Annotated in this window: 12 protein-coding genes; 8 read left to right on the top strand and 4 right to left on the bottom strand. The window is 50.7% G+C overall.

The window, feature by feature from the left end; all coding sequences use genetic code 11:
* Positions 1–146: 146 nt before the first annotated feature.
* Both DQW12_RS09030 and DQW12_RS09025 read left to right on the top strand, forming a co-directional pair.
* Positions 147–2,393, top strand: coding sequence for a TonB-dependent receptor (locus DQW12_RS09030; RefSeq protein ID WP_113907538.1), 2,247 nt, complete (start codon positions 147–149; stop codon positions 2,391–2,393).
* 164 nt (positions 2,394–2,557) lie between these two features.
* Positions 2,558–3,232 (top strand): response regulator transcription factor, encoded by a 675-nt coding sequence (locus tag DQW12_RS09025; protein WP_113907537.1) that lies wholly within the window; start codon positions 2,558–2,560, stop codon positions 3,230–3,232.
* Here the strand turns inward: DQW12_RS09025 and DQW12_RS09020 are convergent.
* On the bottom strand, positions 3,200–6,601 hold the full coding sequence (locus tag DQW12_RS09020) for a PAS domain-containing hybrid sensor histidine kinase/response regulator (RefSeq protein WP_113907536.1): 3,402 nt from the start codon (positions 6,599–6,601) through the stop codon (positions 3,200–3,202). The genes DQW12_RS09025 and DQW12_RS09020 overlap by 33 nt on opposite strands.
* Positions 6,602–6,630: 29 nt before the next feature.
* Here DQW12_RS09020 and DQW12_RS09015 point away from each other — a divergent pair, with 29 nt between their 5' ends.
* The 4 genes from DQW12_RS09015 to DQW12_RS09000 are packed head-to-tail and all read left to right on the top strand — an operon-like array spanning position 6,631 to position 11,736.
* Entirely contained in the window at positions 6,631–7,296 is a 666-nt protein-coding gene (locus DQW12_RS09015) for a class I SAM-dependent methyltransferase (RefSeq protein ID WP_113907535.1), read from the top strand.
* A 55-nt stretch (positions 7,297–7,351) separates the two neighbouring features.
* Positions 7,352–7,783, top strand: coding sequence for an MAPEG family protein (locus tag DQW12_RS09010; RefSeq protein WP_113907534.1), 432 nt, complete (start codon positions 7,352–7,354; stop codon positions 7,781–7,783).
* A 7-nt stretch (positions 7,784–7,790) separates the two neighbouring features.
* Entirely contained in the window at positions 7,791–8,387 is a 597-nt protein-coding gene (locus DQW12_RS09005) for a DUF502 domain-containing protein (RefSeq protein WP_113907712.1), read from the top strand.
* 34 nt (positions 8,388–8,421) lie between these two features.
* The gene (locus DQW12_RS09000; protein ID WP_232819937.1) at positions 8,422–11,736 is read left to right on the top strand and encodes a S41 family peptidase; all 3,315 of its coding nucleotides are present in this window, start codon (positions 8,422–8,424) and stop codon (positions 11,734–11,736) included.
* A gap of 323 nt (positions 11,737–12,059) precedes the next feature.
* Here DQW12_RS09000 and DQW12_RS08990 read toward each other — a convergent pair whose 3' ends face one another.
* Together DQW12_RS08990 and recQ are read right to left on the bottom strand one after the other, a co-directional pair.
* A complete protein-coding gene (locus DQW12_RS08990) occupies positions 12,060–15,296 on the bottom strand; it encodes a TonB-dependent receptor (RefSeq protein WP_157957888.1) in 3,237 nt (1,078 codons plus the stop codon).
* Positions 15,297–15,538: 242 nt separating this feature from the next.
* The gene (gene recQ / locus DQW12_RS08985; RefSeq protein WP_113907530.1) at positions 15,539–17,389 is read right to left on the bottom strand and encodes a DNA helicase RecQ; all 1,851 of its coding nucleotides are present in this window, start codon (positions 17,387–17,389) and stop codon (positions 15,539–15,541) included.
* Between the two features lie 137 nt (positions 17,390–17,526).
* On the opposite strand from recQ, the gene DQW12_RS08980 reads away from it, so the two are divergent.
* Complete coding sequence (locus DQW12_RS08980) at positions 17,527–17,997, top strand: thioesterase family protein (protein WP_113907529.1); 471 nt, start codon at positions 17,527–17,529, stop codon at positions 17,995–17,997.
* A 54-nt stretch (positions 17,998–18,051) separates the two neighbouring features.
* Positions 18,052–19,020: an EamA family transporter RarD gene (rarD, locus tag DQW12_RS08975; protein ID WP_113907528.1), complete on the top strand. Its 969-nt coding sequence runs from the start codon at positions 18,052–18,054 to the stop codon at positions 19,018–19,020.
* Here rarD and uvrD read toward each other — a convergent pair.
* Positions 19,004–21,175, bottom strand: coding sequence for a DNA helicase II (gene uvrD, locus DQW12_RS08970; RefSeq protein WP_113907527.1), 2,172 nt, complete (start codon positions 21,173–21,175; stop codon positions 19,004–19,006). The genes rarD and uvrD overlap by 17 nt on opposite strands.
* Between the last annotated feature and the right edge of the window lie 70 nt (positions 21,176–21,245).

Here is a 21,245-nt window from a genome sequence, read left to right as displayed (position 1 = left end):
GGGGGTATTGTGTGACAGCTCGAAGTTCATACCCATAGTACTATGGTACAGGTCACAAATTATTCACTTTACGCTAAGGTTCTTTCGCGAAACAAAAATAATCACAGCCACGGGCTGGAAAAAGCGAAACCCAAGGGGAAGAAGCCATGAAAACCATTACCTTCAAACGCTCCATGTGTGCCGTAGCCGTTACCGCTGCAATGGCAAGCATGATGGCCACCGCTATTGCGCAAGAGCAAAGCAACGATGAAGAAGAAACGCGCCGCATTGAGCGCATTGAAGTAACCGCACGACGCACGGTAGAAAGTATTCAAGACGTACCGGTTGCCGTGAGCTCGTTCAGCGACCAAGACATGGAGCGGGTTGGCCTCGGCGACATTACCGAATTACAGCAACGGATACCCAACACCACCTTACAAGTAAGCCGCGGTACAAACTCTACGTTAACGGCATATATTCGTGGTGTGGGTCAGCAAGATCCGCTTTGGGGTTTTGAGCCTGGTGTAGGCGTGTATATTGACGACGTTTATGTAGCGCGACCACAAGGTGCCGTTCTAGAAGTATTCGACGTGGAGCGGGTGGAAGTACTGCGCGGCCCTCAGGGTACTCTTTATGGTAAAAACACCATTGGTGGCGCCATGAAATATGTAACTCGACAACTGACCGGTGAGCGTGAGCTTTCGTTGCAAGGGAGCGTAGGTAGCTATAACCAACGCGACATTAAAATTGCCGGACAAACCGCGTTGTCGGATAATCTCTACGTGGGCGCGGCGTTTGCTAGCCTTAACCGCGACGGGTTTGGCGAATTCGTGAATACCGGCGACGACAACTACAACAAAGAACTCACTACCGCACGAATTAACGCTTTGTGGATGCCGACCGAGGACTTGTCGGTGAAATTTTCGTTTGACACCACCGAAGACAACTCAAACTCTCGGGGTGGCTACCGTTTAACCACCAGTCAAATTACTGGCGAAGCACCGTTAAATAGCGTTTATGATTCTAAAACCGCAATGCCGGTAGACAACCTTGTGGAAACCGAAGGTGTGTCGCTGGTAGTGGACTACTTAATCAATGACAATTGGTCATTTAAGTCGGTTACCGCAGCTCGTGAAGGCTACACTGACACCAACATTGACTTTGACTCAACTGAGCTGCCAACCCTGAACGTTCCTGCTATTTACGAAGACGAACAGTTCACGCAGGAGTTCCAACTCAACTATAGCAGTGCGAATTTCCGCTTTGTGGGTGGCTTGTACTTCTATGAAGGCGAGGCTTGTGGGGTATTTGGTACAGTTCTCGGGGGCCTAGGCGTAACCGTTGAGAACGGTGGTTGTGTAGACACATCTAGCCAAGCCTTATTCGGCCAAGGAACCTACGAGCTAAGTGACCAGTGGTCTTTAACCCTTGGTGGTCGCTACACCAAAGACGACAAAACCGCCGATGTATTCCGCTTTACCTACTTAGGTATTAAATACCCGAACGACGACGCCGGTGACCCGTTGGTGACCAACTCGGACTTTAGTGCAGCAGCGGATTGGAGCCGTTTCTCTCCGCATGCTAGCATTCAGTATCGTGCAAACCCTGACTTAATGTATTACGCCAGCTACAGTAATGGCTTTAAGTCGGGCGGTGTAGACATGCGAGCCGACGTTTCATTGAACCCCGACGCACAAAACCCGTACGACCCTGAGATTGTCGACACCTACGAGTTCGGCTTCAAAGCTGACTTACTCGACGGCCGGATGCGACTTAATGGTGCGTTGTTTTATTCTGACTACCAAGATATGCAAGTAACGGTGCAGCGTGCAGTAGCGGCTGGGGTGGCCTCGCAAGTTTTGAACGCCGCCGAAGCAACGGTACAAGGCTTCGAGCTGGAAACCATTATGCAACTTACCCGTAATTTCTCGCTCAATGGCTCTATTGGTTATGTGAATGCAGAGTTTGACTCGGTAGCGTTCTTTAACCCTAACACGCAACAAGTAGAAGACGTTTCTAACCTGTGGTCATTTGCCAATACACCAGAAACAAGCGCCAACGTAGGTTTTGTTTATGAAGTACCCGACCTTATGAATGGCGACTTAGTGTGGACTGGTAACATGGCGTATCGCAGTGAAACGCAAATCTTCGAAGTGCCGTCGATGCTGGATATGGACGCCTACACACTCGCGAACACCAGCCTTATGTGGTACTCGCACAGTGGCAGCTGGCAGGTTGGTTTACACGTGAAAAACGTATTCGACGAAGAGTATCGTTTAGCAGGTTACAACTTTGCCGCTCCGCGTGACGCCCAAGGCAATATTATTGGAGCGGGATTAGGTGGCGAAGACACTATTGTGGGGTACTACGGCGCACCGCGCACCGTTTCTCTCACCGTAGGGTACCGTTTCTAAACAATACAAAAGGCCATTCTCTGGTGAACTGATTGCCATCGCGCCTTTTGGCCGGTGGCTTTTTTCTTTCTAGTCATTTTTTGCTGCGGTTGCCATTCAGTGCCGTATCAGTTACAAACGAAGGCTCACTATTTATGCATGCATTTGCGCAACCAAGAGATACCATGGCTAGAGCCATTATTGCAGACGATCATCCACTTTTTCGAGCAGCGCTAAAGCAAGCACTGTCGGAAACCCTTGGCAGCGACGTGTTGGAAGCCGAAAGCTTCCCCGCCTTGCTCGGTTTACTTGAGCATGAACGCCAAGTAGAAATTATTTTGCTCGACTTAAACATGCCCGGGAATCAGGGCCTAACGGGATTAACCACTCTACGTAACTTATTTCCCGACATTCTGGTGTTAATTGTTTCTGCAAACGAGCACCAAGACGTTATTCGTCGCGCCATGGCCTTTGGTGCCAGTGCCTATGTGCCCAAGTCGGCACCCTTGCCTATGCTGCAAAATGCGGTAGAAGCTGTACTTAGTGGCGACAACTGGTTGCCGGAACACTTAAAACAAACGCCCGCCAACGAGCCAGACACCGAAAGTGAAGACTTTGCCGCGCGCCTTGAACAGCTTACGCCGCAACAATTTAAGGTGCTCAGCTGCATTGCCGACGGTTTATTGAATAAGCAAATTGCTTGGGAACTGCAGGTTCAGGAAACCACCATTAAACAGCATGTTTCTGCTATTTTACGCAAGCTAGGCGTAATTAACCGTACACAGGCAGGCGTTATTTTTCGCGATATGTTGCGTGCTGGCGAAGACTCAAACACCGACACGCTTGATGAGCCGCTTTAACGCGGCTTGCTTTACCGGCTTGGGTAAGAAGAGCGCTTCTGCACTCACCACATGTTCACGCACAGCTTCGTTGGGATCAGCAGTGTTCACAATTGCAGGAATATGGAGCTGCCATTTCTCGCGCAGCGCAGCGATCACCTCTACACCTACTTTACCGTCGTCGAGGTGATAGTCTACGAGCATAAGCTGTGGTTGCTCAGCCAACGCAAGGGCTTGCTCAAGAGTTTGACAGGCAAACACATGCGCCCCCCAACTTTGCACCAATGAGCTTAACGCTTCTCGCACCGCTTGGTCGTTGTCGACCACCAATACACATTTACCCTTTAACAGTAGCGGCTGCTGATCAAGCGCAGTGCGAGCAACGCTTTGTGGCACTTGCCGCTGCCAACCACACACTGGTACACGTACGCTAAAGCAAGTGCCACGGCCTACTTCTGAACGCAATAATAACGGCACATTCAACAGGCGACACATGCGCTCCACAATAGCTAAGCCTAACCCTAGCCCCGGATTCTCTTCATTCTGTTCGAGTTGGTGAAATTCATTAAAAATTTCGTGTTGTTGTTCAACGGGAATGCCTCTGCCGGTGTCGAGAATTTGAATTTCTATACAATCACCTCGCCGGCGCACACCCATGAGCACTTTGCCTTTGTCGGTATAGCGCACCGCATTCGACAGCAAGTTTTGGAGCACTCTGCGCAAAAGCTTGGTATCGGTACGAACCCGTGCCGACGAATAAAACACTTTAAATTCAATGCCTTTTTCTTGCGCCAGCACCTTCACGCTGTCGACCAGCGGCAGCATAACCTCAGAAAGCGCCACTTCGCGTATTTCGGGTTGCAGTGTGCCCGAGTCGAGCTTAGTCATTTCAAGCAGCATAGTGAGCAGTTCTTCTGCATTTTGCAGCGACCGATGAATTTGCTGAGCAAAATGGTGCGCTTCGCCGGCTGTACGTTGCACCAACATTTCGCAAAATAAGGTGGCGGCATTAAAGGGCTGCATTAAGTCGTGACTTGCCGCGGCAAAAAAGCGCGACTTACTTTGGTGCGCTTGTTCTGCAACCTGCTTCGCCTCGAGTAATTGATGGGTGCGCTCTTCAACACGTTGCTCAAGCTCTACGTTTATACGTTTAAGTTCCTCTTGCGCCGCCACCAATTCGCTTACGTCTGTGTATGTGGTTACAAAGCCTCCGTCTGGCATTGGGCTGCCTTGTAATTCAATGACCTTGCCGTCGCCTTGGCTGCGCTGGTAACGGTAACTGCTGCCTGAGCGCAAATAATTCAGCCGTTTCTCAACCTCCGCTTCAATGTCGTGATCCGGCCGCCCAAACAAACCACGCTCGGCGTTGTAACGCAGAATTTCGAGTACCGGCATGCCGGCTTGTATAAATCCCTCTGGGTAATTGAAAATTTGAATATAGCGCCGATTCCACGCCACTAAACGAAGCTCGCTGTCGATAACACTAATGCCTTGCGGAATATTTTCTACCGAGGCTTGCAGAAGTTCGCGGTTAAAGCGGTAAAGCTCCGACGCTTCGGAAGCCCAGTCTACCACTTCCTCTACGGTTACCCGCGACTGTCGAGCGAGCGCGTCGAGGAGCAATCGCGCCGCCGCACTACCAATAGCACCCGCCAGTTCGCGCTCAATTCGCACCAGCACCGAGGGCGGCACCAGGCCGTCGGCCGGCGCCGAACCAATCGCCAAGCCAAGTCGCTGGTCCAGCCGTGTGGCGTCTTGCTGATCAATAAATCGTGTGAGTACCGAACGTAAACGCCCCCAAGTAATTTGCTGTTCGCTATTGCGGGTTTCACGCGGGCTTCCTGGGGCAACAAAGCGTTTGGCATGCGCTTGCTCAGCGTTGGAAACCGAAAATAGCAGCGAACACACCACATACAAACCGATATTTAACAGCAAACTCAGCATAACACCATGGCTAATAGTGAGGTCGGTTAGTGCCGCACTAGGTGCGGCTAGCGACTGCTCTACAGCGGTTTGAAACGACGGTAACAGCAACAGCAAAAACCACGTGAAAGTGCCGACCAGAAGCCCAGCGATAACGCCGTATTTATTCCCTCGCTGCCATAACGTACCACCGAGTAGCGCCGGTGCCAGCTGTGCCAGCAACGCCATAGCAATAAGGCCGTTGCTCACCAGCGGCATACCGCTTTCGGTCGCCGTATGATAAAGATAAGCCAAGCTAATAATCACCACCATCGACAAACGGCGAATGGTAAGCACTACTTTTGGCGTGAGGCTTAATGCGCGGTTACCACCGCGTTTGAATTTCAGCCAGAGGGGAGTGACTACGTCGTTTGAAATCATAATACTCAAACTCAGCGTAGCCATAATGACCATGCTGGTTGCGGCAGCTAGCCCACCCAAAAAAGCTACCATAGTAATAGCGGGGTAGCCCAAAGTAACCGGCAGCGCGAGCATGAAAGTGTCTTGGTTACGAAACTCGGGAACCAATAAACCGCCAGCTAAGGCAATCGGCAGAATAAACAGGTTCATGGCAAACAAGTACAGCGGAAAGCCCCAGCGGGCTGCGTTGAGTTCATCGGGGTGATTATTCTCGACAAAATTCACATGAAACTGGCGCGGCAACACAAACATAGACAAAGCACCCAGCAACATGTGTGTGATATACACATACATACCGTTGGGCTTATTCACTAACATGTCTTGTGTCACGCTGTTCTGGGCCGCTTGAACCAACAGGTCATTAAACCCGTCGAATAAGTAGTAGGTGGCAAACACACCCACAATGGCAAAAGTAACAAGCTTCACCACCGACTCAAAGGCTACCGCGTCCATCAAGCCTGGGTGCTTTTCCGCCAGACTGAGCCTGCGTGCACCGAATAATATTGAAAAGCCGATCATGGCTAAGGCGACTGCACCGGCAATATCGGTAAACCAAGGAATTCGGGTTGCGTCGATACCCGTTACCGCGGAAAAACTTGCCGCAACCGCGCGTAATTGCAGCGAAATATAAGGCACCAGCGCAATAAGTGCGATAACCGCAACTACGGCAGAAATTCCATGCGAACGCGAATAGCGAGAGCCAATAAAGTCGGCTATGGAGGTTAAGTTATAGTCGCGCACGGCTTTTAAGGTTTTCAAGAGTAGGACGTGTGCGAATAAAAACACCAAAATAGCGCCAGCATAGGTGGGCGCAAAGCTCCAGCCATAATGGGCGGCCTGCGTAATGGTGCCGTAAAAGGCCCACGTGGTACAGTGCACGCCAAGCACAAGGGTATAGCGCCAAGGGCGAACACCGTCTTGTTTTCGGTGTTCACCGCGTGAGGCGATAGTAAATAACAAGACTAAATAGGCAATAGCCGTGAATAATACGAAGCTTATGGGTAGCATAGGGCCTATATCAGCACGGAACTCTTTTTATGGCAACGGTAATTCACTGCCCACTGTGCAGTTCAGAACACACCGACAGTTGGTGGCAAGACACACGTAAGCAAATGAACAAAAGGCCTTATTTTAGGTGCCAAAATTGTGCGCTCATTTTTGTACCCGAATATGCCCATGTGAGCGTGGCGCAAGAAGTGGCATTTTATGCAACACACGAGAACAACCCGCACGACCACCGCTACCGCTCTTTTCTCTCACGCACCTTTACGCCTGTGGCAGAGCGTTTAGAAACGGGAGCGAACGGCTTAGACTTCGGCTGTGGGCCTGGCCCCGCGCTCAGCCTGATGTTCGAAGAAGCGGGTTTTCCATGTGCGGTGTACGACCCTCATTTTGCACAGAACTCTTTGGTGTGGCAGCAGCAATACGACTTTATTACCGCCACTGAAGTGTTCGAGCACTTACGCGCTCCGCAACATGAACTCGAGCGTTTACTTAGGGTGTTAAAGCCAAACGGCGTGCTAGCCATTATGACGCAGCGGCCATTAGGCCTCGCTGAGTTTTCAACATGGCGTTACAGCACCGACCCAACGCATATTTGTTTTTTCCCCGAAGCAAGCTTTGCATGGATCGCCAACCACTATGGGCTTCGTATTGAATACGTTGGCGCCGACGTAGTGCTTTTGCGAAAACCAGGGCGCTAACGCTTTGGCTGAAAATACGCTAGTCTGTGGTTCAACAATTAAAAAAGGGGTTTTTATGATTGATCTAACAAGCTATACCGGCAGCTTTCTTTGGCTTGGCATTCTTATTTCAGTGGTAATGGTGCAATCGTTTGTGGCCAGTGGCGCGAAAGCAAAAATGCCCGGCGCTATTCCTGGCTTAGCGCCCGCAGCAGAGCTCGGTCATAGTAGCTTTGTGTTCCGCGCGTGGCGCACACACCAAAACACAGTAGAAAACCTCGGCACTATGCTAGGTGCCGCTATTTTTGCCATTCTGGTGGGTTCGAACCCACTATGGGTCCATACGCTTCTCGCCATTATGGTGATTGGCCGTATTGCCCACATGGTGCTCTATTACGCCATTGCAACGGAAAAAAACCCCAGTCCCCGCACGTGGTTCTTCCTGGTGTCTTGGCTCGCCAATTGTGCACTATTAGTGCTTGGTTTTATTACACTATTTACGCGGTGAAATGATTATGAAAATGCTCGGAAAGGCACTGTTACGTGGCTTCGGAATAGTACTGCCCGTTGCCGTTACCTTGCAGCTACTGTATTGGCTGATTTCAAGTATGGAGGGCTGGGCGGCCCCCATTTTACAAGCCATTATTACGGAACATTGGTACTTTCCGGGGCTTGGTTTAATCACCTTTTTGGCCATTGTGTTTATTATTGGTTTTAGTGCCAACACACGTGGTATTCGCTCTATTTGGCAGCTCCCCGGCAAGGTGTTGCTCCGCATTCCGGGCGCCAGCCAACTGTACGGCATGCTACAAGAAATTATTGAGGTGATGAGCGGCAAGAACTTTGCCGACGAGTCGGTTGTTCTCGTTAAACTCCCACAATCCGACGTTGAATTGATTGGCATTGTAACGAAGAAAGCAGGTATAAAAGGTGACCGTATGTCGGGGCTGCTCGAGGAAGAGCAACTCGCGGTGTTTTTACCCATGGCCTACAACGTGGGGGGCTACACCATTATTGTGCCGAAAAGCTGCACCCGAAATGTCGACATGAAGCCCGCAGAGGCCTTGCAACTGGTCATGACCGGTGGGCTCGGTAAAATGAGCGGACCCTAACCTGTAAAACCCTACCGAATGAAGGAGCTGAGCTATGCAGCGATCCCTAAACCTTTTGGCGATGTCGGTGCTCGCTGCCCTTGGCAGTGCAGCACTTGTTCCCACCGCATTCGCAAGTAATGCCGTTACCCCTGAAAGCAAAGACGGCTATTTTCGCGCACCGCACTTGGTTGGTGAGCAGTTAGTTTTTACTGCCGAAGGCGACCTTTGGCTAACCACTCTCGCGCAGAGCACGCCGCAGCGCCTAACCTCAACCGAGGCAGAAGAGCATCAAGCAGCGCTTTCGCCAGACGGCCAGTATGTTGCCTTTGTCGCTAACTACGAGGGTGCACCCGAAGCCTATATAATGCCACTAAAAGGCGGCACACCCAAACGCGTAAGCTTTGAACAAAGCCGCGTTCGTATTCAGGGTTGGACACCCAGCGGCGAGCTGATGTATGCCACCGATCATGTCATGGGCCCTGCGAATCAATGGGTTTTACGCACGGTAAACCCAAGCACTTTAGCCGTTACCACTTTACCCTTAATTGATGCCATTGAAGGCAGCATGAATAGTAACGGCGACACCTTGTTTTTTACCCGTTTTGGATTACAAACCACAGGTGATAATGCACGCGTCTATCGCGGTGGAGCCATGGGGGACATTTGGCGCTTTACCCTTGGAGAAAGCGAAGAAGCCATTAATTTAACGGCTCACCATTCAGGTTCGGTGCGTAAGCCCATGTATTACAATGGCCGCGTTTATTTTCTTAGCGACGCCGACGGCACACCGAACTTATGGAGCGTAGCGGCAACGGGCGCAAATAACGAAGCCGATTACACCCAACACACGCGCTACAACGACTGGCAAATTTGGGACGCAACACTGAGCGATGGAACTGTGGTGTACCAACGGGGTGCCGACTTTTATGCACTTGATTTGAGTAACAACGAAAGCACTGCGCTTGATTTACAACTGGTGAGCGATTTCCGCCAACGGCAAGAGCGCTGGCTCACCAACCCCCTCGACTATTTAAACCATGTGAGTTTTGGCGGTGCCAACGAACAGGCCGTAATTACTGCACGAAGCCAAGTTGCGTTAGCGGCAAAGGCGCCTCGGCGGTTGGTTAGCGTAAACACGCCTGATCAGAGCCGCTCACGCAATGCAATTGTGAGCCACGACGGTAAATGGGTTTATGCTATAAATGACAGCACGGGTGAAAACGAAATTTGGCGCTTTGCTGCCGACGGCAGTGACCAAGCTGAACAGCTTACCAGCAATGGCTCTACCTTCCGCTGGGGGCTCTATTTGTCGCCTAATGGCAAGTATATAGCGCACGACGATAAAGACGGTAACTTGTGGTTACTGAATCTAGAAACCAAAGCCAACCAGAAGATCTACTCTGGCGCTTTCGGTCACTCTCCTATGAATGACGTGGTGTGGTCGTCTGACAGCGCGCTACTCGCCTTTAGTCGGGTTGATCTTGAAAACAGTCGCAACCAAGTACTTTTATATTCACTTGGAGAGCAACGCACAGAAGTTGTAACTTCGAACAAGTACGAGAGCTATTCGCCAGCATTTAGCGCCGACGGCAACTGGCTCTATTTCCTTTCCGACCGTAATTTCAGGCCACAACCAGGTAGCCCTTGGGGTGACCGCAATATGGGTGCTTTTTTCGATCGGCGCACGCAAATTATGGCCGTTTCGCTAAAACGCCAAGCGTGCTTCCCCTTTGCCGCTCCCACCGAAGTTGTGCATTGCAACAACGAAGCCGCATTGGAAGAACGCAATGCCCGCAGAAACGCCAGCCGTGTGGATTGGCAAAATATTGATGAGCGTCAATGGCAAGTGCCGGTAGAGCCCGATAACTACTATAACTTGAGTGCTAATGCGGACCGGCTCTACGTACAAGCGCGAGCGGCTCAAAGTGCACCGAACTTAATGCAAATTCCGTTTGCGCAAACCGACGTTAAACGTGACGTTTTCGCCGCAAACGTGGCCAGTTATCAACTGTCGAACGACGGCGAACGTTTGTTTTTCCGCCGCAGCAACCCAACCGACATGTTTGTGGTTGACGCAGGGGCCGCCGCACCGAGCGATTTAACTAGTGCGCGGCTCGCTGCAAGCCAGTGGAGCATAGCGTTAAACCCTCAGCATGAATGGCAGCAAATGTTCCACGACGCTTGGCTTATGCATCGCGACTTCTTGTTCGACCGCAATATGCGCGGCGTAGACTGGAATGAAATGCGGGAACGCTATATGCCTTTGGTGGCTCGGCTTACCGATCGGCATGAGCTCGACGACTTATTTTCCCAGTTATTAAGTGAACTGAGCGTTTTGCATTCTCAGGTTCGCGGCGGCGAGTATTCTGAGCGCAGTGAAAAAGCCTCTGCTGCAAGTTTAGGGGCAGCGTTCGCGCAACACCGTAACGGCTTGCAAATTGAGCACATTTATCAAACCGACCCAGACTTACCTGCAGACGCAGCACCTTTCGCCCAGCCGGGCGTAAAAGCCAGTGTTGGCGATGTCATTACACATATTAACGGCCAGCCTGTTCGCCATTTAGGTGACTTAACACAAGCTATTCGTGGCCAAGCTGGTAAACAAGTGCGAGTAGAGCTTCAGAACGGTAACGACCGCTGGAGCCAAATTATTGAGCCGGTGAGTATTCAACGTGATCACCGATTACGTTATGAAGACTGGGTGCAGCGCAATAGAGCCAAGGTTGAAGAGGCCAGTGACGGGAAATATGGTTACCTACATTTGTATGCCATGGGGCCTAACGACGTGGCGAGCTTTGCGCGAGAGTTCTATGCCAACGTTGATAAAGATGGTTTGGTAATCGATGTACGCCGTAACCGAGGCGGTAATATCGACAGCTGGATTATTGAAAAGCTGCTACGCCGCGCGTGGATGTTCTGGCAGCCCCGCCAAGGCGAAGGCTATACCAATATGCAGCAAACCTTCCGCGGGCAATTGGTCGTTTTAACCGACCAGCTTACCTACTCCGACGGAGAAACCTTCTCCGGCGGCGTTAAAACTCTTGGCTTAGGGCCTCTCGTTGGTACCCGCACAGCAGGCGCGGGCGTTTGGCTCTCGGGTCGTAACACACTGGCCGATCGCGGCGTAGCGCGAGTTGCTGAAACGCCCACCCACGCGATGGACGGCACTTGGGTTGTGGAAGGTTATGGCGTTGAACCCGACATTTATGTCGACAACTTACCTCATGCCACCTTTAACGGCCAGGATGCACAGCTCGAGCGCGGCATTCAGGTATTACGCCAGTTACTTCAACGTAATCCGGTACAACCTTTAGTGCCGGGGAGCTTGGACCGCCCCCACGGCTCTGACCCCGCACGCCGACCTTAAGCAAAAGCAGCACGCGCGTAGGTACGGCACCTCCGTACCTACCACAATTTCGAATTCCGGCATGGGTTTACGCGCGGCCTTTACGCAAAAGAAGGCACGCGCCTAAGATGGCACCGCGCGCGCGTAGGTACGGCACCGCCGTACATTCCACAATTTCGAATTCCGGCATGGGTTTACGCGCGGCCTTTACGCAAAAGAAGGCACGCGCCTACGATTCCGGTTCCACCGTAGGTACGGCACCCCGCACATTCCGCACCGAAAAAAAAACGGCTCCCGAGGGAGCCGTTTGTATTTGGTTATTTGGTTTTTAGCTTACGCGCTTATTAGAAGCGGTAGCGAACACCAATTTTCGCAGTCCAAGTAGAGGCACGAGCGTTGTAGTTTGTTGCTGAACGCGCTGTGTCGTCAAAGCCTTGGAACGGGTTGCCGTAGATATACTGACCAGTTTCTGTGTCGATACCGATAGACGCTAAGCGTATGCCGGTGTCTGAGAAGCTAACTGTATGGCGTTGGTTGTCTTTGAAGATAGCCAACACGTTACGAATGTCTACGTAAATTGAACCACGGTGGTTGTTGAACAAGCCTGGAATTTCCTGCTCGAAGCGGAAATCTAGGTTGGTGTTCCACGGACCACGGTTACCTTCGTTACGCACTGCATAGCCACCCGCGAATTGCGTTAGGTTTGCAGCTTGTAACCAACCCGCGAACTCTTCATACGTTAAGCCGCCAGTGTAACGAACGTTTGGATCGTCAGCACCGGTAGGAATGTATGGCAAGTAGTTGGTTGAGCGATACAAGTTCTGTGAGCTGCCGTCACCGAAGCCACGGAAGTTATACGCATCCAACGCGTAGCTGTACGGGCGACCAGACGTGCGGTCCCAGAACAAGCTCATGTTGGTTTTATAGCCAGTGAAGAACTCAGTGCTGTAGTTCAAGGTCGCCATTAAGCGATGCTCGATCTCGTAAGACGCACGGCCCACTTCTGGGTTGTTCTTGTCCACAGCTGTTTGATAGTTGTAGTTCGAGTGCGCAGTAGATGAACCACCCGCCGTAATGTCTTCTACGTCTTGGTTGGTGTAGCTCATGCGGAAGCTCAAACCGTTGTCCCATGCATTACCCAAAGTAAAGGTAGAGATGATACTGCGGCCACCTGACACATTGGTTAACAAGATATCGTAACGGTTAGTGTTATAACCACCGATAGTTGTAGGACGATCGCCAGCAAGCGGGTCCCAGCCTACATACAACGGGCGCCCACCCATTGAAGTCACTTGATTACCTTGGTCGTCGAGTAATGCTACTTTCGTAAGGTTAGTCCACGCTACTTCACGGTCTTTTTCCGTGTAGATAAATTCAGCAGACGCGAACCAGCCTTCACCGAAGAAACCAAGGTTCAAGTCGCTGTAGTCTACCGCTAAGCTATAGCGCGTGTCGTAAGGCATTTTGAAGTTCGGGTCGATTGGTGTGGTGTTACCGTCACCAGACGCAAGTGCATCACGCATTTCCTGAGGAACATTGGTAATGTCTGCGTTTTCTACGTCGTTCAAGTTTGGCGCTGCAACAATAGTTACACCGTCGTTTGAATATGCGTTCGAAATCCATACGTTCGGGCGACCACCTGCGAATTGACCAATACCACCGCGTACCGTGATGTTGTCTGTCCACTCGTAGTTAAAGCTAAAGCGTGGCAACAACAAGTCTAAACCGTCCATGTTGTTGGTGTTGCTGAAGCCATAACGGTCGAAGAAGTTCTGGTTAAACGCTGGGCGATCGTCTGAATTGAAGCGCTCGTAGCGTAAACCGAAGTTCAAGGTTAAGTCCCACGTTACATCCCACGTGTCTTGCAAGTACAACGCTGTGCTGCCGTATTTAAACGATGCTGCACCGTCGTTCGTTACGTTAGTGAACGCGTTCTGATACTGGATTTGATCCGCAAAACGGTTTTCAAAGTCTTCTAAGCTTAAGAAACGGAAAACACCCAAAGAGTTCTGTACGAACAAGTTGAATACGTCGATTTCTTGTTGCTCGAAACCAAATTGAATGTGGTGGGTGTCGAGTAGGTACTCACCATGTAATTGCAAATCAGTGGTTTTAGTTTCTAGCTGGTTAGCATGGCGTGAACGATCTGGACCAATATTGATTGTTCCGTCTGGGCCGCCGTTGTTCTCTTCTTCAGTAAAGCGAACTTCAACCTGACCCATGTTCAAACCCAAAGCCGGGTCTTGACCAGTCACAACATCTTTTACTGAGTATTTAAACTCAGTACTGAAGTTGTTTGACCAGTTTGAGTACACTTGCAACGCGTAGTTGTCCATTTCTTGCGTACGCGTGTACCAGCGAGATTGCAGGTTCAAGCTCGAGTTACCACCGGTAGTGGTGTTGTTCGCCGCTTGGTCTTCTGCGCGCTGGTAAGTAAAGGCTGCACGGTGATCGTTGTTAATGTTCCAGTCGAGTTTCAGAAGGATTTTTTCGTCTTTCTGATCAGGCTGAACATTCCAGTCACCTGCGTCTACGCCATACACTTCGCTTGCAATACGCTGAACTTCAGAAATTACCGACGGGTCGATGTCTTTCTGTTCAACCGCAGCAGAACCAGTAGGGCCTTGTGCAATAGATGTTGGCTCTTCGTACTTCTCGTAGTTCAAGAAGAAGAACAAGTTGTCTTTAATTAAAGGACCACCAACGCTGAAGCCCATGCTCTCTTCTTTATAGTCGAGTTGCGGACGGCTTCCGTTTGGCGTGTAACGGCTTGCTTTCGGATTACCGGCTAAATCGTCGCCTGCATACTCATAGAAAACAGAGCCAGTGAATTCGTTAGTACCTGAACGCGTAACAGCGTTGATACGTGCGCCCGTAAAACCACTGTAGCGCGCGTTAAAAGGTACAGACTCAATTGATACCTGCTCAATGGCGTCAATTGAAATGGGTGAACGGTTGGTTGGGTAACCACCAGAGTTCAAACCGAAGTCGTCGTTCTGGCCAATACCGTCAACAGTAATGCTGTTGAAACGCGGGTTGTTACCGGCAACAGACAAAGAACGATTATCATCACCTAGGTCGGTAGCAAGCGGGTTTTGACGAACGATGTCTTTCAAATCGCGGTCAAAGGTTGGCAATGTTTGAATTTCGTTTTCACCCCAAGTGCTTGAAGAGCCAGCTTGTAGTGAAGTGAAGTTTACTGCACGCCCTGTAACCGTGATGCGCTCGTATTGCTCTTGACGCGCTTCAAGCTGAGCATTCAAGCGATAAGCGTCACCAAGTTGGAGGAAGATATCTTCCAGAGTTTGACCTTCATAGGAGTCAGACTCGATGATTACGCGATATGGACCACCTACACGAAGACCACCAGCTACGAAAATACCAGAGCTGTTGGTTACAGCCGTAGTACGAGTACCTGAAGGAATGTGTTCGATGATGATGCGCGTGTCAGCGACTACTTGACCTGCTGGTCCAACTACCTGGCCGCGCATAGAGGAAGAAGTTTCCGCCATTGCTACACCAGACAGACCGAGGGTTAGCGCTACTGCCGTTGCAATACGGGTCAGTTTCGTCTTAGTCATGCCATTTACCTGCATAGTTTGTGTGTGAGATTAAGTGCTTTGAAGTTCATACGCCGAAGGTAATAACTACCGGATATTACCTTAGAACTAAAACGCGCGTATTCTATGACACTTTTTGAACAGTTTCATGTCTTTTTTGTGACTTTTACGCGTGTTTCTAACAAACTTCGCCGACAGATTTTCAAGATCAAGAGTAAGTGTAGAACGTTGCAGGATTATGACAATGCGAAACTTTTATTAATTTACTGCGGAATTGGGTTTTCCGCTAAATAATTGCCAATGGCCTCAATAAAAATAAGCCCATAGCGGTCGAGCTTAACTTGCCCCACACCAGACACAGCAAGCATTTCACTGGCGGAGGTGGGTAGCAACAAGGCCATTTCTTGCAACGTGGCGTCGCTGAATACAACAAAGGGCGGCACGCCGTCTCGCTCTGCAATATTTTTGCGCAATGCTTTAAGTTTTCTGAATAATGCCTTGTCGTGCTGGCCCCGATCACTCACTAGCTCGGTTTTGCTCAACGCCGCTAAACGTGGCTCTGCTAAGGTTAAAGCGATTTCGCCTCGCAACACAGGCCTTGCCGCTTCGGTAAGCTGTAAAGCGCTATGCAAACGAATATCTTGGGCGAGTAAACCGCGGTGAATAAGTTGCCGCAGTACAGAAACCCAATGCTCGGGCGACTTGTCTTTACCAATACCAAAAGTGCTAATTTGCTCATGATCATGCTGCTTCACTTTTTGGTTATGACTACCGCGCAGTACGTCTACGACATGTTGCACACCAAATTGTTGGCCTGTTCGGTAAACACAACTCAATGCCTTTTGTGCGTCCACCGTGCCGTCGTACTGCTTTGGCGGATCTAAGCACAAGTCGCAGTTACCACAAGCTTGGTCGCGGTATTCGCCAAAATAATTGAGCAACACCAAACGCCGGCATGTTTGCGCCTCTGCAAAAGACGTCATGGCATGAAACTTTTGTTTTTCTACCCGTAGCTGAGGCGTTTCGTCATGCTCTTCTAATAACCGCCAAATCCAACGTGCGTCGCCTGGCTCGTAAAACATGACCGCTTCTGCGGGCGCGCCGTCGCGACCGGCGCGGCCGGTTTCTTGATAATAGGCCTCAATGCTACGCGGCAGGTCATAATGCAGTACGAACCTCACGTTTGGCTTATTAATACCCATACCAAAGGCAACGGTGGCTACCACCACGTCGAGGTCGTCACGCAAAAACCGGTACAACACCGACTGCCGCACGTCGTGGGCGAGCCCTGCATGGTAGGCCGCCGCGCGAACCCCTTCGCGCATTAGCTTTTCAGCCAGCTCCTCGGTACGCTTGCGGCTCCCGCAATAAATTATGCCGGAGGCACCCCGTTGTTTGAGTACATAATCAGCCACTTGCTGCTGCGGACTAAATTTTTCCTGTACTAAGTAGCGAATGTTTGCGCGGTCGAACGAGCCTTGCACAACTCTCGGTTCACGCAATTGCAACCGTTCGGCGATATCGGCACGGGTTACCGAATCTGCAGTGGCGGTAAGCGCTAAAATAGGTACTTGGGGCAACCATTGGCGTAACGTGCCAAGCTGGCCATATTCAGGCCGAAAGTCATGGCCCCACTGTGAAATACAATGGGCTTCGTCTACCGCAATTAGGCTCACTTGCACCTCTTGTAAGCGCTCCAGAAAGTGCGGCTGTAATACGCGCTCTGGAGCAAGGTACAGAAGTTTTATTTCACCCGCATGAATACCACGAAACGTTTGCATAACATCTACTGGCTGCATACCCGAGTGAATGGCAGCACTGGGAATACCGAGCGCTTGTAATGCCGCAACTTGGTCGTCCATTAACGACACCAATGGCGACACCACAATGGTCAACCCCGGCAATAGCAACGCCGGCAATTGATAACAGAGCGACTTACCGCCACCGGTAGGAAGCAACACTTGGGTGTCGCCGCCGGCGAGCACTTGGCGAATGATCGCCTCTTGACCAAAACGAAAGCTCTTGTAACCAAAAACAGACTGTAACAACCGCCTTGCTTCTGCGAGATCCTGCTGCGGTTCTTGAGTTACGGCTTCTATTTCGGATACAGACATGAATTCTCACTTGTTAGACGTGCTGAGCCAACGCCAATGTTTCGGCTAAGAAATACATCCAGTCGCCCGCTTTCGCGTTGACTAAACCAATGTAGCTCTCTATTGTAATCAGCCCAATTCAGAATAACCATGAGCATATGTCTTCTTCTGCACATTCTTCTGCCTTGATTGAGCAAATTTCGAATTATATGAACACGCAAATTCCGTTTCAGCAATTACTCGGGTTGCGTATTACGGAGTTCGCTTCGGAGCGTTCAGAGGTTCGTTTTCATTGGAAAAATGAACTTGTTGGTAACACCCCGCAGCGCATTTTACATGGTGGCGTTACCGCTACCGCACTCGACACCGTGGGCGGTACTGTTATTCTTGCTAGCGTAATAGAGCGCCTCGCCGACAGCACGCCAACAGAAGAAATAATTCAGCGCATGAGTAGGGTTGGCACAATCGACCTGCGCGTTGATTATTTGCGCCCGGGCCGTGGCGACGAATTTATTTGCACCGCAACCATTATTCGCTCGGGCAACAAAGTTGCGGTAGCGCGCATGGAAATGCACAACCAAGACGGCATTATGATTGCCTTTGGCACCGGTACCTATATGGTGGGCTAACTCTGCCCATTGCGTTTTGCTTTTATTTTTCTACTCGGCAGGTAAACCGACACCATGACCAGCTCCGACGTACAAGCGCAACGCGCTAAACACGGCGTTTTTTTCGCTATTGCTGCTTACACCATTTGGGGTGTCGCACCTATATACTTCAAGTCCATTAGCCATGTGCCCGCCATGGAAGTGCTGGCGCACCGGATTTTCTGGTCGTTTGGTTTAGTGTTCTTACTTTTGCTGGCGACCAAAAAGCTAAATCGTGTAGTAGCCGCATTTCGGTCGCCCAAGCAACTCATGGTATTAGGTTTAGCGACGGTCTTAATAGGGTTTAACTGGTTTTTGTTTATTTGGGCGGTGGCCAACGACTTTATTCTCGACGCCAGTTTGGGCTATTACATTAACCCCTTACTGAATGTTGCTATTGGCATGTTATTTTTCGGCGAACGGCTCCGGAAACTACAAATCATAGCCGTAGCCATGGCCGCTGCAGGGGTATTCATTCAGGTGATTACCTTTGGATCCGTGCCTTGGATAGCACTTACCTTAGCCGCATCTTTTGCCACCTATGGTGCGCTACGCAAAAAACTTCCATTCGACTCTATGACTGGCCTCTGGTTGGAAGTTATGTTGCTGCTTCCAGTAATGCTGATTTATTTCACTTGGTTTACCGGCAGCGCCACCAGTAATTTACTGCTCAATAGTTGGCAGCTGAACCTGTTGCTCGTGATGGCAGGGGTGGTAACCACGGTGCCGTTATTATGCTTCACCGCAGCGGCACAACGCCTACGCTACTCGACCTTAGGCTTCTTCCAGTATATTGGCCCCAGCCTCATGTTCCTGCTTGCGGTGTTCGTATACGGCGAGCCGTTCCTCGCCGACAAAGCGGTAACCTTTGTCATTATTTGGGCGGCGCTAGCGTTGTATTCCTACGACGCATTAAAAACCCATCGGCAAACCAGAGCCGCGGCACGCGCGTTGCGCACTTCGGCCGAAAATACGCACGGGAATACGCCTACTCAAGCGCGGTAAGCTTGGCGTAAGCAACCATTAACCACTTGCTGCCCACGTCGTCGAAGTTAATTTGAATTCGGCTCTGTGGGCCAATGCCTTCGTAATTCAGTACAGTGCCTTCGCCGAATTTACTGTGCAGTACCCGCTGCCCAAGCCGATATCCAGTGTCTTCAAAGCTTTCATGCGACGCACTAGTATGAAAACGACTGCGTTGTGACACAGGCTGCTCGACCCGAGAGTTCACCCGCACTTCGTCTACACATTCGCTTGGCAATTCACTTAAAAAACGACTCGGCCGGTGATAATTAACCTGCCCATACAAACGTCTGCTTTCTGCGTAAGTAAGCACTAGCTTCTCCATGGCGCGTGTCATACCTACGTAGCACAACCGACGCTCTTCTTCGAGGCGGCCCGACTCCGCTGTGGACTGCTGAGATGGAAATGTGCCTTCTTCCATGCCCGTCATGAACACTAATTTGAATTCCAAACCTTTAGCACTGTGTAAGGTCATGAGCTGCACGGCGTCTTGGTGCGCATCGGCTTGTTCCTCTCCAGCTTCTAAAGCCGCGTGCGAGAGGAACTCTGCTAGCGGTGTCATACCCTCTTCACCTGTGGGTACAAAGGAGTCGGTGGCACTCACCAACTCTTTTAAGTTCTCCACCCGCGTTTCCGCTTTGTCGCTCTTCTCTGCTTCATACATAGCCAAAAGGCCTGACCCGTGCAGCACAGTGTCGGTTTGCGCCGACAAGCTTTTGTTTTCTGTTTGCTCAGTTAGCCGTGCAACCAGTTCAATAAAGCCATTCACCGCCGAGCGCGCGCGGCCGGTGAGTATTTGCTCATTGACCATTTTCCGTGCTGCTTTCCACAAAGTGATGCCCTCGGCTTTGGCTTGCTCGCGCAATAATCCAATGGTGCGCTCACCGACGCCACGGGTTGGCGTATTCACCACCCGCTCAAAAGCGGCGTCATCGTCGCGGTTGCTAATCAAACGCAAATAAGCCAACGCGTCGCGAATTTCTTGGCGATCAAAGAAGCGTAATCCACCATAAATGCGATAAGGCATTTGTGCGTACAAAAGGCTTTCTTCAAGTACCCGCGATTGCGCGTTATTGCGATACAAAATCGCCACGTCGCTGAGTGCTCCCCCTTGGTCTTGCCATTGCATAATTCGCGACACCACATAACGTGCTTCTTCCTGCTCATTAAAAGCGGCATACAAGGAAATGGCCGAGCCTTCCGCCCCTTCGGTCCATAACTCTTTGCCTAAACGGTCTGCGTTATTGGCAATCACGGTATTCGCAGCTTTTAATATGGTGCTGGTCGACCGATAGTTCTGTTCCAAGCGAATAGTGTCGGCAGCAGGAAAGTCACGCAGGAAATGCTGTAAGTTTTCCACTTGCGCACCGCGCCAGCCATAAATCGACTGGTCGTCGTCGCCGACAATGGTTACATAGTTGCTGTTTCCCGCCATTAACTGCACCCACGCGTACTGAATGGAGTTGGTGTCTTGGAATTCGTCGACCAAAATATGGCGGAACCGACGCTGGTAATGCTCGCGCACATACTTGTTGTCGCGTAGTAGCTCATGCGCTCTCAGCAGTAGCTCGGCAAAATCGACGAGCCCAGCACGATCACACGCGTCTTGATACGCGGTATAAATTTCTTTGTGGGTTTTCTCAGAAACGTCGTAAGCGTCGATATGTTGCGGTCTTAAGCCTTCGTCTTTTTTGCCATTGATATACCATTGCGCTTGCTTTGCTGGCCATTGTTTTTCATCCAGATTCAAGGCGCGCATGGTGCGTTTTACCAACCGCGCCTGGTCGTCACTGTCGAGGATTTGGAAGTTCTGTGGTAGCCCCGCGTCTTGGTAATGTGCGCGGAGCAGCCGATGCGCCAGCCCGTGGAAGGTACCCATCCACATTTTTTGTACGCCGCGGCCAAGCAGTTTTTCTACCCGGCCCCGCATTTCTGCCGCCGCTTTATTGGTAAAGGTTACCGCCATAATCGACAGCGGCGAATATTGCATGACCTGAATTAAGTAAGCGATACGGTGCACTAACACACGGGTTTTACCACTGCCCGCGCCCGCGAGTACTAACATATGACGCTCTTCTGCGCTCACCGCATCGCGCTGACGATCATTAAGCCCGTCTAATAAATGAGAAACGTCCATGGGTATACCTACTCGGCTAGAAAATTAGTGCAAGTCTACTGGCCTGAAACTGTATATGCAACCAGTAGTG

This window comes from Aliidiomarina celeris (genome assembly GCF_003316875.1).
Taxonomy (GTDB): Bacteria; Pseudomonadota; Gammaproteobacteria; order Enterobacterales; family Alteromonadaceae; genus Aliidiomarina; species Aliidiomarina celeris.
Note: the sequence above shows the minus strand (reverse complement) of the source record. Positions and strands in the feature narration are given on the sequence as shown.